Annotated in this window: 10 protein-coding genes; 7 read left to right on the top strand and 3 right to left on the bottom strand. The window is 72.6% G+C overall.

From position 1 onward, the window contains the following. Window positions 1–205: 205 nt before the first annotated feature. Window positions 206–943 (bottom strand): hypothetical protein, encoded by a 738-nt coding sequence (locus WMF36_RS13020; protein WP_437579910.1) that lies wholly within the window; start codon window positions 941–943, stop codon window positions 206–208. A gap of 111 nt (window positions 944–1054) precedes the next feature. On the opposite strand from WMF36_RS13020, the gene WMF36_RS13025 reads away from it, so the two are divergent. From WMF36_RS13025 to WMF36_RS13035, 3 genes are all read left to right on the top strand, one after another. Continuing rightward, on the top strand, window positions 1055–2113 hold the full coding sequence (locus WMF36_RS13025) for a 3-oxoacyl-ACP synthase III family protein (RefSeq protein ID WP_437579911.1): 1059 nt from the start codon (window positions 1055–1057) through the stop codon (window positions 2111–2113). Between the two features lie 334 nt (window positions 2114–2447). After that, a complete protein-coding gene (locus WMF36_RS13030; protein ID WP_437579912.1) occupies window positions 2448–6680 on the top strand; it encodes a TOMM system kinase/cyclase fusion protein in 4233 nt (1410 codons plus the stop codon). Between the two features lie 108 nt (window positions 6681–6788). Beyond that, entirely contained in the window at window positions 6789–7256 is a 468-nt protein-coding gene (locus tag WMF36_RS13035) for a BMA_0021/BMA_0022 family TOMM bacteriocin (RefSeq protein WP_437579913.1), read from the top strand. A 1-nt stretch (window position 7257) separates the two neighbouring features. On the opposite strand, the gene WMF36_RS13040 is transcribed toward WMF36_RS13035, so the two are convergent. Both WMF36_RS13040 and WMF36_RS13045 read right to left on the bottom strand, forming a co-directional pair. Further along, window positions 7258–8418 (bottom strand): amidohydrolase family protein, encoded by a 1161-nt coding sequence (locus tag WMF36_RS13040; protein WP_437579914.1) that lies wholly within the window; start codon window positions 8416–8418, stop codon window positions 7258–7260. A 38-nt stretch (window positions 8419–8456) separates the two neighbouring features. After that, entirely contained in the window at window positions 8457–10661 is a 2205-nt protein-coding gene (locus WMF36_RS13045; RefSeq protein ID WP_437579915.1) for a TOMM precursor leader peptide-binding protein, read from the bottom strand. A gap of 137 nt (window positions 10662–10798) precedes the next feature. On the opposite strand from WMF36_RS13045, the gene WMF36_RS13050 reads away from it, so the two are divergent. From WMF36_RS13050 to WMF36_RS13065, 4 genes are all read left to right on the top strand, one after another. Next, on the top strand, window positions 10799–11911 hold the full coding sequence (locus WMF36_RS13050; RefSeq protein WP_437579916.1) for a hypothetical protein: 1113 nt from the start codon (window positions 10799–10801) through the stop codon (window positions 11909–11911). A gap of 96 nt (window positions 11912–12007) precedes the next feature. Next, on the top strand, window positions 12008–13387 hold the full coding sequence (locus WMF36_RS13055; protein ID WP_437579917.1) for a hypothetical protein: 1380 nt from the start codon (window positions 12008–12010) through the stop codon (window positions 13385–13387). Further along, a complete protein-coding gene (locus WMF36_RS13060) occupies window positions 13384–14772 on the top strand; it encodes a hypothetical protein (RefSeq protein WP_437579918.1) in 1389 nt (462 codons plus the stop codon). Before WMF36_RS13055 ends, WMF36_RS13060 begins: the two co-directional genes overlap by 4 nt. After that, window positions 14769–16493 (top strand): CHAT domain-containing protein, encoded by a 1725-nt coding sequence (locus WMF36_RS13065; RefSeq protein ID WP_437579919.1) that lies wholly within the window; start codon window positions 14769–14771, stop codon window positions 16491–16493. Before WMF36_RS13060 ends, WMF36_RS13065 begins: the two co-directional genes overlap by 4 nt. Window positions 16494–16497 lie beyond the last annotated feature (4 nt).

Here is a 16497-nt window from a genome sequence, read left to right on the forward strand (position 1 = left end):
TTCACATCCAGCAACGGCGAACAACGCGGCCAACGACATCAATGCGATCACCCGATGACAGGGCATGAGCACCTCCAAACCAACCATGACACTACCACGGCGGGTCGCGGTCACACGAGGGGCATGGCGCAGGACGCTCGGCGCGCTGTACGCGCTGCGTCGCGCGGCGCGCGTGACGCGGGCGAACGCAGCAGCGCCTGCGACATCAGGGGTTGATGAGCTTGCAATCCGACAAGAGCCCCGTGTACCAGTCATCGGTCCGGTCGAGCCATGCGCCCTCGCTGGTCCAGCGGATGCCGGGCCGCTTCATCTTGCCTTCGACGGTGTAGGTGCACTTCACCGCGAACCGTGCGGACGGCAGCTTGCCCCCGGTGAGGGCGGGCTCGCTCCAGAGGCCGGCGGCGAGGAACTGGACGCGGTCGGTCGTGGTGTAAGGACGGAGCAGCTTTTTATCGTCCGCATCCCCCTTGGACCAGCCCTTGGTGGCCGATTCGAACGCACAGTGCCGGCCGGCGACCTCCTCGGCCGACCAGCAAGCGAGCTCCTTGATATCGCTGGACACCAGGGTGATCTCGACCTGCGCCTTGTCCCCGGGCTTCCACTTGGGGCCGGCCGCGCCGGGCGCGGGCTCGCGCCCGAAATAGGCGAAGGCCGCGGCCAGGCCGCCGATGATGATCAGGAACAGGATCATGCTCTTGCCGAGCGATCCGCCCTGCGGGTGGGTGGCCGCTCGCGGCCGCGCCCCGGGCTTCTTGCCCGCCGGGCGCCGGGCGGCGCTTGCCTGCTTCGCCGGATGCGAGGCCCTGGTGGGGCTGGCGGGGGCCGCTGCGTCGGCGCGACCCTCGCCGTCGTCCTCCTCCCTGCTGGTGTCCTGCGCGTCGGCCTCGCCGGAAGGTGCGTCGTCCGTGTCGGGGCGGTCTTTGTCTTCGGAGCTCGTAGCCATCGCGGCGCTTTATGTACCGGAGCGCGTCCGCGACTCAAGCATTCCGTGTACCGGGCCCGGCGCGCGATCGCCGGTCCCAACGCGCAGCCCATGATGTAGGCTGCGCTCCCGATGACTTTCGATGCCAGAAATCCCCGCGCGCGCATCCTCGGCACAGGCCGGTCCCTGCCGCTCGCCGCCCCGGAGAGCGCCGCGCCCGCAGGCGCGCCGCCGGCGGACGGCGCGGCGGGCGGCGCGAGCGCGGGCGCGGCGGGCGGCGCGAGCGCGGGCGCGGCGGGCGGCGCGGGCGCGGGCCCAGGCGACGCGCGGCGCCGCGGCGCGGCCGGCGAGACGACGAGCGATCTGGCGACGAGGGCGGCGAAGGCGGCCCTCGACGCGGCCGGCCTCGGGCCGCGCGACCTCGAGATGATCATCCTCGCCACGTCGAGCGGCGACGCGCCGATGCCCGCGACGGCGGTGTACGTGCAGCAGAAGCTCGGCGCAGAGCTCATCCCGTCGTTCGACCTCTCCGCGTCGCTGACGGGTCTCCTCTACGGGCTGTCGGTGGCGAGCCAGTTCGTCATGGCGGGGACCATGAAGCACGTCCTCGTGATCGGCGCGGACCTGCTCTCGCGCCGCATGGATCCGCGCGATCGGGCCTCGGTCCAGCTCTTCAGCGACGGCGCCGGCGCGGTCGTGGTCGGGCCGGCGGCCGGCGACGGGCGCGGGATCCTGAGCGTCAGCCTCCGGGCCGACGGGAAGAGGGCCGACGTGCTCCAGGTGCCCGGCGGCGGATCCGCGGAGCCGCTCACGCTCGAGCGGCTCGCCGACCGGCGGCAGTACCTGCGCGTGAAGCAGCCCGAGCTGCGGCAGGCGGCGGAGGAGCACCTCGGCGCGCAGGCCCTCGCGGCGCTCGGGGCGGCCGGGCTCGCGCCCGCGGACGTCGACTGGGTGATCCCGCACCACGCCGACCCCCAGCTCGCCGCGCACCTCGCCGATCGCCTCGGGTGCCCTCGGCAGCGCGTCCTCGGCGCGCTCGACGGCGAGGGCGCGGCCGGCGCCAACGCCGGCTCGGTCGCCATGGTGCTCGACGAAGCGCTCCGCGACGGGCGGATCCTGCCCGGGCATCACGTGCTGCTGTGCGCGCTCGGCGGCGGGCTCACGTGGGGCAGCGCGGTCGTCCGCATGTGATTCGACCGGGGTGAGGCCGAGCGCGGCCCGCCCGGCGCGCGCGCGCACCCTGGAGGAGGCGCGCGCGCTGCGCTCCGCAGAACAGCTGCCGGGCGGCCGCGAGACGGCCCGGGCCCGGGCGCGCACGGCTCCGCCAGCGTCGGCGCGCTGCTGGGGGCTCCGGTGGGGCGCCTCCATCTCATCACGAGGACGGGGCGATATTACAAAGCAACGATGAGCCGTGCGCTTCGCCGCATGCGCACCGGGTCGGCCCTGGAGCCTGAAACGAGCTCCGTGGCAAGGGTCCGGTCGCTCGAAGGCGCCGCAGGTCGAGGCGTCGGCCTTGGGGGGCACGATGAGCATCGAGACCGTCGCTCCAGAGAGCGTGTTCCAGAGCCGCTACGAAGTCCTCTCTTTGCTCTACAAGGATGGATTCGCCGCGCTCTACAAGGCGCGGCAGCTCGCCACCGGGCAACTCGTCGCCATCAAGGTCGTGCGCCTGGGCCGGGACGACAGGTCTCCGGACGTGGCGCGCAGGCGGAGCGCGCGGTTCCGGCGGGAGATGCGCTTCTGCGCGCGGCTCCACCACCCCAACATCGTCCGGCTCATCGACTCGGGGCAGACGGACGCGGGGCAGCTCTATACCGTCTTCGAGTTCGTGCCAGGGCAGAGCCTGGCCGAGCTCGTGGCGGCCGAGGGCGCGCTGGCGCCGCAGGAGGCGCGGCACCTCATGCTGCAGGTCCTCGACGCGCTGGGCTGCGCGCACAGCCAGGGCGTGGTCCACGGGGATCTCCGGCCCGGCGCCATCATGATCGTCCCGACGGGGGCGCGGCGGAACGCGCTGGTGCTCGACTTCGGCATCGGCGCGGCCGTGGCGGGCGCGCGCGGCGATGCGGACGAGACATCTGCCGGCGCCGCGCCCGTCTACGCGGCGCCCGAGCAGCGCCGCGGGTTCCCGCCGACCGCGCGCTCGGATCTGTATGCCTGGGGGCTCGTGTTCCTCGAGTGCCTCACCGGCAGGCCCGCGGCGATGAGCTGGCCGGCGCCGGACGGAGCGCTCCAGAATGCGCGCGTCGAGCCGGTGCGGATCCCGCCGGCGCTCCTCGGGCACCCGCTCGGCGTGCTCCTCCGGCGGACGATCCTCGAGGACGTCGGGGCGCGCTCCGCGTCGGCCGAGGGCCTGCTGCGCGAGCTCGACGATTGCGGCGTGGAAGGGCTGCGCCGCGAGGACCTGATCAGGCCAGCCGCGCCGTTCCTCAGCGCGGAGGGAGGAGGGGACGAGGAGGAGAGCCGGAGGGCGACCGGAGCGACGGAAGACGTGCTGTGGACGTCGTGGGCCGCAGCTCCGCGGCAGCCTGGATGGCTCCTCGCGGACGCGCCTGCCGGCGAGACGGAGGGCGCAGCGCAGAGCGACGGGGGCTGGCCGGGGACGTCCGTGCGGCCGGCAGGGCTCGATGCCGCGGCGGCGGCGCGCCCGAGGGAAGCGGAGCGGCGGCCGCTGACCGCTGTGTGCTGCGTCCTGACCGCCACGGGGACGGGGATCGCGACGATGGACGTCGAGGAGGTCGATGAGCTCTTCGGCGAGGTGCAGGAGCTCTGCGCCGAGGTCGCGCGCCGGCACCGCGGGCGCGTCGCGGGCGCGCTCGGCGATCAGGTGCTGCTGCACTTCGGCTTCCCGGTGGCCCAGGAGGACGATGCCCCGCGCGCCGCCCGCGCGGCGCTGGAGATCGCGGCGAGGATCCGCGCGCGGAGCGCTCGCCTGGAGGCGGAGCGCGGGATCGCCTTCGCGGTCCGCGCGGGCATCCATACCGGGGTCGTGATCTCGCGGGAGGGACAGCGGCAGCTCCAGCACCTCGGGATGACGCTGCAGATCGCGACGCGGCTCGGCGCGCTCGCGGCCCCGGGCGCCGTCGTGGCCAGCGCCGATACGTGCCCGCTCCTCCGCGACGCTTTCGCGATCGAGGAGACCGAGCTGCGGGTGAGCCTGGGAAGCGCGCGCCCGGTCCCGGTCTACCGGGTGCGGGAGGAGCTCTCCCGGCCGACGTCGCCGCGGTTCAGCCCGGGCGGCGAGGCGTCGCCGCTGTTCGGCCGGGAGCAGGAGAGCGATCTCCTGCTCCAGCGCTGGCGGCAGACCCGGATGGGAGCGGGGCAGTGCATCCTCGTGACCGGCGGGCCGGGGATCGGCAAATCGCGGCTTGCGCTGGAGCTCGTACGCAGGCTCCGCCAGGAGTCGCTCGACTGGCTGGAGTGTCGCTGCATGAACGACCGGCGGCACAGCGCGCTCCATCCCATCGTCGACTGGCTCGAGCGGCTCCTGGAGCCGGACGCCGGCGACACCTCCCGGAGCAGGCTCGAGCGGCTCGAGGCGCTGCTGTCGAGGTACGACTTCGACCTGCGGGACGCGGTGCCGGTGCTCGCGGCGCTGCTCTCCATCCCGCTCCCGGAGCGCTATGCGTCGCCCGCGGACCCGCCCTTGCGACAGAAGCAGCGGGCATTCAACACGATTCTGTCGTTGATCTTCGAGCTGGCGGAGAAGCGTCCCGTCCTGTTCGTGATCGAGGACCTGCACTGGGCCGACCCGGTCACGATCGAGCTGATCGGCGCGCTCGCGGCGGAGATCGTCTCGGCCCGGGTGCTGGCGCTGATGACCGCGCGGCCGGACTTCGTGCCGCCCTGGCCGACCTCGGGCATGCTGCAGATCCAGCTCGGCCGGCTGGAACGCGCGCACGTCGAAGCGATGGCCGCGCAGATCGCCGGCGGGAGGGCGCTGCCCGGCGCCGTGCTGGAGCAGATCGTGCGCCGGGCGGACGGCGTGCCGCTCTTCGTGGAGGAGCTGACGCGGATGGTGCTGGAGTCGGGGGCGCTGCGGGAGGAGGGCGGCCGGTACGCGCTGGCAGGGCCGCTGTCGGAGATGGCCATTCCCACGACCCTGCGAGGGCTCTTGATGGCCCGTCTCGACCGGATGGGGCGGGCCAAGGAGACCGCGCAGACCGCGGCGGTGCTCGGGGGCCGGGAGTTCAGCGAGGAGGTGCTCGGCGCGGTGAGCCAGCTCGGCGAGGAGGCGGTGAGGGAGGATCTCGACAAGCTGGTCGCCGCGGACCTCCTCCAGCACAGGCACCGGGCGAGCAGCGCGGTGTACATGTTCAGGCACGTGCTGCTCCGGGAGGCGGCGTACGAGTCGCTGCCGCGGCGCAAGCGGCAGCGGGTGCACGCGCGGATCGCGCGGGTGATAGAGGAGCGCTTTCCGGAGATCGCCCAGACGCGGCCGGAGCTGCTCGCGTTCCACCATGCGGCCGCGGAGCAGAAGCGGCAGGCGATCGCGTACGCGGAGCGCGCTGCCGAGCGCGCGCTCCAGCGGCCGGCCGGAAGTGCCGACGAGACCGAGGCGGTCACGCATCTTCATAACGCGCTGGGCTGGCTGTCGGCGCTCCCGGACGACCGGGAGCGCGCCATGACCGAGCTGCGCCTCAACAACCTGCTCATCCAGGCGCTGCTCGGGCGCTGGGGATACCTGGCCCCGGAGCTCGTCGCGGCAGTCGGGCGCTGCGAGGAGCTGACGGGCACGCTCGGGGATACCCCGCTGACCACATCCACGCTGCGGGCGATGTTCGAGTACCACCACATGCGGAGCCACCGCCAGCAGGCACGGTCGGTGGCCGAGCGGCTCGTCAACACGACCAAGCAAGCGGCGGATACCGGTCAGATCCTCCTATCGCTGCTGGCGCTCGGACAGAGTCTGTGGATCGAAGGCGAGCTCCCGGAGGCTCGCCTGCACCTCGAGCGCGCCCTCGCGCTCTACGATCCCGCGGCGCATCGCGGACGGGTGTTCGTCTCCGGAGTGGATGCCAGGGTCTGCGCGCATGCCACGCTCTCCGTGGTGCTGTGCCTGATGGGATACCCCGACGAGGCTCTGATCCATGGAGACGCCGCTGCGTCGTGGGCTGCTGAGATGGACCACTGGACCAGCACCGGCATGGCGGTGCTCTATCGGCTCCTCGTCTACCACCACTCCCAGGCGTGGGATAAGCTGAACCAGGAGAGCCGCTTGCACGCTGAGGCGCCCCAGCAGGAGAGGGTCTGGTTCGAGGACTACTGCTGGATCCTTCATTGCTGGGTGGAGGGGAACCTCGAACGGCTCACGCAGCTCGTCGAGTTGCTTCGAGGCTCAGGCATTCTGCTGGGCATGACGTACTACGCTTCGCTTGCGGGGGAGCTGAGGGCCGCACGCGGGGAGCACGAGGCGGCCATCGAGCAGCTCGATGCATCTCTGTGGATCGCGGAGCAGACGGGGGAGATGTACTATGCGCCGGAGATTTACCGCCTGAAGGCGGCGTCTTTGCTGGCGCGCGACGGCTGCGCCTCCGAGGTCGAGGCATGCCTCGGTAAGGCCATCGCGCTCGCCCGCGTCCAGTCAGCGCGGCTGCTGGAGCTTCGCGCGATGCTCGCGCTCTGCCGCGTCCTGCTGGCGCAGGGGAGGCGCGATGACGGGCGCGCCCTGCTGAGCGAGATCGACGGCTGGCCAGCCGAGCACGTCGCAGTGCCCGAGCTCGGGCAGGCCCGAGCGCTGCTGCGAGAGCTCTCCGGTTGAGACCTGCGACGCCCGACAAGCGTGGCGCACACTTACGGCGCCGTGCCGGCAGCTCGATACAGTACCTCGGTTGTGTGGTGTGTCCGACGGCTGCACGGGAGGTAAGGCATGTTCAAGGACGAATCTACGGTGCGCGAAAGCCAGGTATCGGAGGTAGATGGTAACTCGGGAGGGTTCCACGATCCGGACTCTCCTGCGCCCTGCGACCGGGCGTCCCCGTGCGAGCGAGGATCGTCGGCGAACGCGCTGGAAGCTTTCCAGCTTGCCTGGCTGCGGGCGACTGCGCTCGTATGGAAGGACCCCAACAACCTGGAGCTGCTGAAGAGCGATCCGAGGCGTTTTCTGAGGACGTCGTGCGAATATGATCTTCCTCGGAACGTCGAGCTGACCGTCTGCGCTTCACAGCAGGTCCCTCCGGCAGGCCGCCGCTGGGGATGGGACGCCCGGCACGGCATCTGGAGTCTGCCAAGGGCACAGGTCACCCTTTACATCCCGCCTCCGCCGGAGCTGGCCGAGCAGGCGGTCGCGCTGGCCGAGCTCGGTGACCCCGACAAGCTGCCGCCTCTATGCTGCTGATTCAGCCCTCGATCCCGTAGAAGCGGGCAGGGTTGTCCCAGAGCAGCTTGCGAACGACCTCGCCGGGCAGCTTGTCGCGGAGCGAGAGCGCTTGCCCGACGAGGCCCGCGCCGTGGTCCAGGTGGGGGTAATCCGTGCCGAAGAGCAGGTTGTCCTCTCCGATGCGCGGGACGATCTCCGGCAGATAAGGCTCGTCAGGCTCGATCCCGACGAAGCACTGGCGGCGGAAATAGGCGGACGGTTCCCGCTGGACGTGCGGTGCGACCTCGCCGGCCAGGTGGCGGTACTCGACCTCGTCGAGCCGCCAGAGCCAGTAGGGCAGCCACCCGCAGCCGGCCTCGAGAAAGGCGACCCGTAACGCCGGGTGGCGCTCGAGCACGCCGCCCTCGATCAACGCGAGGAGCGCCATCATCTGCTCCATCGGGTGCGAGCAGGCGTGCAGGGCGAAGCGGCTGTGAAAACGATCGGCCCCGGCCGCCGGCAGGTGCGCGTGCGTGCCCTCGTGCACGGCCACCGCGATCGAGCGCCGCTCGCACTCGGCCCAGAAGGGCTCGTAGGCGGGATCGCCCAGCGTCCGGCCCCGGACCGGGTTGGGTCGAACTACGACAGCCCCGAAGCCGAGCGCCGCCGCGCGCGCGAGCTCGACCACCATCGACGCAGGATCATGAGGGCTCATCAGGCCGACGCCCCGGAGCCGCACGGGATCGCGATCGCAGAAGTCCCGCAACCACGCATTGTAAGCCCGGGCGAACGCCGTCGCGAGGGGAGGATCCAGCGGAGACATGCCCACCAGATACAGCCCGAGGGTGGGGTAGAGAAACGCCACGTCGATCCCTTCCCGGTCCATGTCCGCGAGCTGCGTCTCGGGCCGCTCGACCGGTCCGTCCTGCCCACGCCGCCGCCAGGCCGCCAGGGCGAGCTCGCGAGAGGCCCGCGCGCTCAACCCGTGAAAAAGCGGGCGCCCGTCCACCACCGGCTGCGGCGGGAGCGGCAGCCATCCGTCCGGGCCTCGACACGCCACGCGATCCAGCAGGTCGCCCTCGCCCACGTACGCATAGCGAGGCGCGTGCGAGCGGTGCTCCGGCTCCAGGTAAGCCCGGAAGAGGTCGAGCGGCTCGATGACATGGCGATCCGCGTCGAGAATGCGATACCCCTCGCGCATGCGCTTTTCCTCCCATCACCACCCTTGTCGCCGCCTCGTCAAACGACGAGAGGCACCGGATTGAGATCTTCCTCGCGCGCCGGACGAGCACGCCACCCCAGACGGACCGGCACGTCGAACAGGCGCCCTGGGCCGAAGCGAGGCCAGATGTGCCGCAGCCCGGGGACAACCACCTTCACCGCCGAGAGCCCGGTGTCCGGACGCGTCTGATCGAGCACCACGGTCTCCAGGCCAGCGCGGGCGGCGCGCTCCACGCACGCGCGGACATCGTCGAGGAGATCGTCGCCCGGCGCGCTCTCGTAATCGCCGCGCCCCCGCGGCGAGGCCCCCTCGGCCGGCTGCACGTAGGCCGCGTCGCCGGGCACGGCGTCCTGCCACGCGGCGCGGGCGCGATCCCGCGGATCGAAGAGCTGGTTCAGCTCGGTCAGCGCTCGTTGCACCCCGAGCCGGGCCTCGAGATGGCAGCCGAAGCCCATCGTGAGCCGGCCGGTGTCGGCCGACCGCGCCACCGCGACGAACGCCGGGATGCCCAGGTCGGTCGTGACGTCCAGCACCCAGAGCCGCCGGCCAAGCGAGCTGTAATGCGCCGCGAGCGCCTCGAAATAGGGTTCCTCGAAGCGCTGCAGATCGACCGCGGGCCGCTCCGCGCGGTTATACCACCAGAGCGCGACCGCATCTCGCTCCACGAGCTCCAGGAAGCCTTGCAGGATCGCCTCCTCGAGGCAGTTGCCCGCCGCGTGGCCGCTCGGGCTCAGGGAGGCAAACCGCTCTTCCGGGGGCACCGGGAGATCGAGATAACAGTACGCGGCGGGCAGGAAGCGCCGCTCCTCGCGCGTCAGCGACCACGCCGGAGCCCAGTCGATCGCCGCGTCATCGTGGTAGGGGAGGGGGACGGCCTGACGCGGATCCGCCACCGAGGCGTTCACGGCCTGCCGGCCGCGGCGCTGCGCCTCGCTGAAGTTCTGGAGATCGTGCGGATGGATCGCGGCGCCCCCGAGCTCGGCGCGCCGCGCGCGGATGAGCGGCTCATCGCCCTGGAAGATGGCGCTGTAACGCTCGATTGCCTCGCTCAGCGCGCCCGCGCGGGCCTGCGCGGGCGTCTTGCCCTTGCCGCCGCTCGCGCGGTGGAAATCGTCGAACGACGGAGAGCCCGCCGCGGGACAGACGCGGTACGTGGCCCCGTACACCGGCCGGAGCGGGTGATCGCGCCCGTCCACGGGCCCGAGGCTGGCGACGATCCCGCTGATCGGACTGACCAGGTGCCGGGTGCGCGCGAGGGTCTCCTCGGGAGAGATGACGCGGTGGCCGCCGTCGTCGGTGAACCGCTTCGGGCGCCGCTCGAGCCGCACCGGCGCGCCCGCGCGCGCCCGCGCGCCCTCCGGATCGCCGCAGGCGGGACACTGGGGGCGCCGCGCCACGACGTGCTCCGCGGTCTGCGCGCGGGCGAGGTCGAGCGAGACGAGCCGGTCGTCGAGCAGGCCGGCCCCGCCGGCGGCGATCCACCGGGCCACGAGGACCGCGGCGAGGCCGAGCGCGGCGGCGCGACCGGCGGGCAGGCCCACGAGGGGCGGCAGCAGCGGCCCGGAGAGGCCGCGGCACCGCTCCAGGTAGGCCTCCACGGGGCGGTTGTGCCGCAGGCGATGCGCCAGACACGCCCAGCAAGGCCCCGCGCCAGGCCGGAACACGGGCCCGACCCAGGGCTCCACGCCGCCGGGCTTGACCGGCACCCAGCGCACCGCCTCCCGGAGCGCCCGCCGGTTCCAGGCGTCGAGCTCGGCGGCCAGGTAATCGCCGGCTACGACGACGACGAGCGCCGACGCGCTCACCACCGTGACGCCCGCCCCCGCGAGCGCGCGGGACATCGCGCACAGCGCGCTCGGATCCTCTCCCCCGGCCGTGATCACCGAGACCGGCGTCGCTGCGAGCCGCTCGGCCGCGCGCCCGGCGCTCTCCCCGAGCGCCTGCCAGAACCCCGCGCAATCGGGCGCGGGCGCGGGCGCGGCGAGGTCCCCGTGCTCCTCCAGCCTGTCCAGCGCATAGCGGACCTCGGCGGCCGACGCCGCGCCGGAGAGCGCCGCGATGAGCTCGGCCTCCGTCCGGCGCCCGTCGAGCAGCGGCACCAGGAGGCGGTAGATCCGACCGCGGAGCATGAATCGCTCCCGCTCGCCGATGAGGAAGACCGTCTCATCATCGCCGGGCTCGACGCGCAGGTGGTGCTTTATCGCAGGACACCTGTCCTCCATGAAACGACCCCCCTGAGCGGGCACCCTAGCACGCCGATCGCACGGCCGCGCGACTCCCCCCTGTGGACCCGATCGACCGCTGGAAGCGAGCATGGAGGAGCGTGCGCTCCTGCTGCAGCCTGCCGAGGTCATCCCGTGTGATCCTCGGAGATTCGGAGACGGCGCCCGGCACGCCGCCCGACGTGCGCTCATCCAACGAGCTCATGGCAGGACCGGAGCCAGCGAAGCCGTTCAGGGGAGCCATCCGGACCTCGGTGTCGACATCGACGGACGGGCTGGTCGCAGGACAGGAGTTCTCCCTCTTCGTCACGGTGCAGAACCCGTTCGAGGCGCCGCTCGCGCTGTGCCGCGTGAGCACGAGCCTGCCCGCCGAGCTCATCGACGTCGACCGGCAGTGGACAGAGCAGCGGATCGAGAGGCTCGAGGACCGACTCGCCGGGATCGAGGGCGCCGCGCGGGCGCTCGCGCCGGGCGGCGACTCCCTCGGCTCGCGGCTGCGCCGCTCCGTCCGGCGGCTGCTGCGGCGCCGCCCGCCCGGGCGCGGCGCGGCGCCGAGAGCGCCCGCGATCGCGCGCGATCTCCGCGGAGCAGGCGGCGAGGCCGCGCTCGCGACGCTCCACCCGCCGCTCCGGCACAGCGCGGGCCTCCGGGGCCGGGGACCCACGGCGGGCGCGTGGAACGAGGACGGCGAGGAGGGGAGCGCCGCGCCCGAGGGGCTCCTCGGCGACGACGCAGGCGCGGTCCGGGGCGCCATCCTGTCGTTGTGGGCCCCGGATCCTCCCACGGTGCTCCAGGCCGGGAACTCGACGGCGCGGAGCTTCACCGTGCGATCGCGGCGCACGCTGTGGTTCCGCACCGCGTCGTACCGGCTGCTCATCGAGGTCGAGTACGAGATCGACGGCGCGAGCAACGTCGACACCATCGAGCACGTCCTCGAGGTGAGCTCGTCGCTGGCGAGCATGATCTGCGGCGCCGTGCTCGGGGGCGTCGGGGGCTGGTTCGCCGCGCGGGGCGGCGCCGCGCCGCTCGACGCAGAGGCCGGCTTGAGCCTCGCCGTGTCGCTCGTCCTGGTCGCGATGGCGGTCGTCCTGCTCGCGCGCAAGAGGGACGTGCAGCCCATCCTCGCGATCGAGGATTTCTGGGGCGGTGTCGCCGTCGGGTTCTTGATCGCCTATTCAGGACCGGGGCTCTTCGGAGGGCTCTTCGGCCTGCCCGCGCAGGCGCCGCCCGCGTCGAGCGCCCTCATCTGACAGCGGTGCTGCCGAGCTCGTGCACCGTCGGGAGAAGCGAAGCGCAGGCTTTACATCCTGCCCTGCGCCGTTAAGCAGACCTGGAGAGGAGGGGCCGTGTCCACTCTGCGTGCCAGGGCGACCGCCGAGCTCCAGCGCCGGATCGACGTGCTCCCGCGCGACGTCGCGCGGTTCGAGGCGGCCGCCGCGGCGAACGCGCGAGGGTTCGGGATTCACACGAGCCAGGTGCTGGCGCTGAAGATCCTCATGGACGAGCTGATCCAGCGCCAGAGAGGCATCCTGGAGCGGCTCGGAGCGGACCTGTCCGACGCCGACTTCGCGGACGGCTTCGTCAAGCTCCTCGTCGAGATCGCGGGCGCGCACGGGGTGTGGAGCATCTTTTCTCAGACGCTCGCGCAGCGGGAGCAGCCGGCGCTCGCCCCCCCGCTCGACGCGGCCGACCTCGTGGCCGCCGAGTGTTACCAGGCGTGCATGAACAGGGCGCGCAACTGGGGCCTCGTCCCCCGCGAGTGGATGCGCGAGCCGCCCCTGGTCTGCCTGGAGGCGCACTACGGGCCGGTCGCCGTGAGCCGCCAGAACCCGCTCCGCGTCCTCCGCAGCTCGCTCCGGAGCTACCGCGACCTCCGGCTGCCGATACCGATCGTGCTCCTGCCGGCCGATCAGACCGAGTGCGCCTGGCTCCTGACCATGCTCTGCCACGAGGTCGGCCACAACGTCGATCAGGATCTGGCGCTCTCGAGCGAGCTGACGAGGGCGCTGCTCCTCGGCACCGACGGGGAGATCCCGTCCGACCGGCAGGCGATCTGGTTCGGCTGGACCCGGGAGATCCTCGCCGACGCGATCGGTGTCCTCCTCGGCAACGCCGGCTTCGCGCTGGCGCTCGCGTCGCTGAGCCTCGTGCTCGCGCCCGGGAGCCAGCAAGGCGAGCTTGACCGGCACGATCCTCACCCGCACCCGATGATCCGCGTCCCGCTGCTCGGCGCGCTGCTGCGGCGGCTCGGGGTCGCGGCGCTCGCCGAGGCGGCCGACCGGATGGAGCAGGACTGGCGGGCGCTGCCCGCGCCGGCCTGGGCCGCGCCGTTCCTGGGCGACCTCGGCGCGATCGCGGGCACGTTCCTGGAGAGGAAGCTGGACGCGCTCGGCGGTCGCGCGCTCAGGGAGCTCCACCCGGATGTCGCGGCCGACGTGAAGCGGGCAGACGCGCTCGCGCGCTTTCTCAGGAGCGGTGAGCTCCGCCCGGCGCCGGACAAACCCTCGTATTTCCCCTACCGCCTCGTGCCGGTCGCGGCGCAGCTCGTGGTCGCCTCGGCGCCGTCACCGGTCGATCTCGGCGCCGTCCAGCGGCGATCGATGGAGTTCTTCGCGGCGATCCCGCGGCCGCCGATGCTGGCGGGCGCGGCGTCGCTGTCCCCGCAGCGCGCCGCGTCCTACGCGCGGATCGCGCGGTCGGTCGACTTCGCCGGAGATGGCGGATGACCACGAGGCCGAGCGCGCAGCTCTCTCGATATCCAGAGATCCTCGTCCGCATCGCCCCGCTCGGCCAGGCGGAGCCGGTCACGCCGCGCGCGACCGGCCGCCGCGTGCGCCGGCGCTACCACGCGTGGATCTACACGAAGCTCGATATCTCCTCCCTGCTGCTCGGGGACCCCGGCGCGGTCGAGCCGGGCGGCGCGCCGCCGCCGCCCGAGATGGAGGGGCTGCCGCTCATCGGCCATGAAGAGATCTCCGTCACCTGGCTCAGCTACGCCGAGTATCTGAGCATCTTTTACGGGGGCGAGGAGGCGCTGCTCGAGCTGCGGCGCCGCCTCGTCGGGTCGATCTCCCGCGGGCTCCAGGCGATCCTGCGGCTCCGGCCGCACGCGCCCCGGCGGCTGCGCATCTGGTGGTCGACCGAATCGCCCGAGCTCGAGGAGCTTCCCTGGGAGATCCTCTTCCTCGGCGTGCACCGCCCGCCGTGTCTCTCGGTCGTGCGGGGAACCCCGGGGCGGGTCGTGCCGCCGCTCTCCCTGCGAGAGGGACAGCCGCTGCGCGTCGCCGTGGTCGACCCGACCGGCGGCGCGCCCACCTCGCTCTCCGAGGCGCTGGAGGGCCTGGGCTCCAGCATCGAGGTCGCCTGGATCGAGGAGGACGATGCGCGCAACGCGCTCTCCGCGGCGATCCAAGCGGGATTCGAGGTGATCCACGTGGTGGCCGACGGCATGGTGCCGCTCGGCCTGGAGGGCCTCCTCGAGTTTTCGGGGGACGAGGACGACACGCTCTCGCCCCTGGAGCTCACCGCCATGCTGCGCGGGTCGAGCGTCACGATCCTCTCGCTCACCCCGCCGGAGATCCCCCGCGTGGGCCACGGCGGCATGCCCACCGTGTACCACGCGTTCGCGCACTTCGGCCACCAGAGCGGCGATGGCCCCACGATCGCCGCCCAGCTCGGTCCCATGCATCCCCGCGTGTACCGCGAGTTCTGGCGCGCGTTCTACGAGCGGCTCGCGGCGTCGCTCGACGTGGAGGACGCGATGATGGCGGCGTCGCAGCGCCCCCTCTTGACGCCCGTCGTCCTGTTCCTCCGGCACCGCTTCGGCCGGCAGTTCACCCGGCAGGGCGACGAGGCGCGGCGCTCTCCCACGTGGCCGACGTTCGGCGCGGGGCAGACCCCGGAGGGCGACGTGCCGCTCACGCCGGCGCAGGTGACCGCCGATCTCTCGTGCTCCCGCGACCTGCTCGACGCGGCGAAGATGCTGGAGGCCCGCTACGCGTCGCTCGGGCTCGAGTTCCCGGGCAAGGGCCTCATCGAGCGTGAGGGCCAGCGGCAGGCCGCCCTCGATGAGGCGCTCGAGCAATCCCTGTCCGAGGACACGGAGCCATGAGAGCCCCCGAGTTCGTTGTCGACATCGAGCCTGGCGGGGGCTCGCGCCTGCGGCTGTGCGTCCACGCCAGCCACCTCGCGCCCATCGATGACGAGCTCGAACGGCCCTTTCCGAGCCTCCCGCCCGCGGAGCTCGACGAGCTGCGGAGCGGCTACGGGTCGGAGCGGATGACCGAGTCCCTGGCCGAGCAGGTCACCGGCTGGCTGCTCCAGAGCGATCTCCGCGGCCACCTGGGCACCGCGGTGAACGCGGCGACTCAGCCCTTCCGGATCGTCTTCCGGCCGCACCCGGCGGTGCTTCCGTACCTGCACGACGTCCCCTTCGAGCTGCTCAAGCTCGACGCCGACCGGCTCGCGCTGCACCCCTGGGTACGGGGGATCGTCCACTCGTACAAGCGCCACCGCGGGGTGGCCGCGCCGCCGGCGCTGCGCTGGAGCTGGCCTTTCCGCGTGCTCTTCGTCCGCACGAACCCGAAGGACCTCGGCGGGGACGTGCCGCCCGTGCTGCCCATCCGCGATCGCGTCGTCGCGATCGCGCGCGGGTGCGGGCTCGCCGACGTCGTGGAGGTCGCTGTGCTGAGCAGCGAGGCGGGCGCAGGCGGGCCCGTCACCTACGATGCCTTCCGCGCCGAGCTGCGCAACGTGCGCTACGATCTCCTCGTTTACCTGGGGCACGGCGACCTCCAGGAGGTCGGGTTCGAGGGGTTCCCCCCGATCGGCGTCCTCCTGTTCGAGCTCGACGGCAGCGACTTCGCCAACCCGATCCGCGCCGATCAGCTCCGGAGCGAGCTCCTGAACCGGCCCGTGCCGGTCGTGGTGCTCGCGGGCTGCATGACCGCGGCGGGCGACGTGCTGCGCGAGCGGCTGCCGCAGTGGATGCGCGGCAACCAGAACGTGGCGCACTCGCTGATCCACGGCGAGTCCGGCGTCCAGTGCGCGATCGGGATGCGTCACCGGCTGGAGGCGGCGGACGCCGAGCGCTTCCTCCAGGCGTTCGTCCTCAGCCTGCTCAAGCAGAGCCCGGGCGACGTCGAACGGGCCGTGCGGGCGGGACGCGAGGAGATGTTCGCGCAGAAGCCGTACCCGCCCAGCTGGTCGGCGCCCGTTGTCTTCCGCGCGGCGAACGTGGAGCCGCTGTTCGACTTCCTGTGCACCGCGCCGACCGCGTTCGACCCGCTCGACGAGCACGACCAGGCGCTGCGAGAGAAGGCCTGGAAGACGCGGAGCGAGCTGCCGGCCACGCTGCCCCCGGAGGCCCGACATTTCTCGAGCTTTCTGCTCGACACGGTGGAATCGGCGTTCCTCGACCGCAGGCGGCAGCGGGGGGCCACCCTGGTGTGGCCTACGCGGAACGAGGCGAAGCCCGGCGATACCGTGAAGGTGTCTGTCCAGCACATGGGGTCGGTCTCCGTGTCGCGCCTGGAAGGACGGCTGTCCTTCGCCGAGGCGATCACGGTGCGGGCAGCCCGGCCGGCGTCGGCGCTCAAGGCCGCGGGGCTGCGCGCGTTCTTCGCCCTGGATCAACCGGGCGAGGTGCGGTTCGTCGCGTCCAGCCCTTCCGGAGAGCCGGTGACGCTCGGCGCTGGTCCGCTGTTCGAGGTCGACCTGACGCTGCCCGGCGTGTTCCCCGCCGTGTACGAGTTGCGGGTTGACGCGCTCGCATCCGAACCGAGGTTGTTCCTGTGCGGCTGGAACAATGCGATCGTGGTGCCGCTGCCATGAGGCC

Source organism: Sorangium sp. So ce887 (genome assembly GCF_051521455.1).
In the GTDB taxonomy this organism is placed as follows: Bacteria; Myxococcota_A; Polyangia; order Polyangiales; family Polyangiaceae; genus Sorangium.

Coding starts and splice junctions, on each gene's coding strand:
- WMF36_RS13020 (WP_437579910.1), bottom strand. CDS start 943: ATGGCTACGAGCTCCGAAGACAAAGACCGCCCCGACACGGACGACGCA.
- WMF36_RS13065 (WP_437579919.1), top strand. CDS start 14,769: ATGAGAGCCCCCGAGTTCGTTGTCGACATCGAGCCTGGCGGGGGCTCG.
- WMF36_RS13040 (WP_437579914.1), bottom strand. CDS start 8,418: ATGCGCGAGGGGTATCGCATTCTCGACGCGGATCGCCATGTCATCGAG.
- WMF36_RS13060 (WP_437579918.1), top strand. CDS start 13,384: ATGACCACGAGGCCGAGCGCGCAGCTCTCTCGATATCCAGAGATCCTC.
- WMF36_RS13045 (WP_437579915.1), bottom strand. CDS start 10,661: ATGGAGGACAGGTGTCCTGCGATAAAGCACCACCTGCGCGTCGAGCCC.
- WMF36_RS13035 (WP_437579913.1), top strand. CDS start 6,789: ATGTTCAAGGACGAATCTACGGTGCGCGAAAGCCAGGTATCGGAGGTA.
- WMF36_RS13030 (WP_437579912.1), top strand. CDS start 2,448: ATGAGCATCGAGACCGTCGCTCCAGAGAGCGTGTTCCAGAGCCGCTAC.
- WMF36_RS13025 (WP_437579911.1), top strand. CDS start 1,055: ATGACTTTCGATGCCAGAAATCCCCGCGCGCGCATCCTCGGCACAGGC.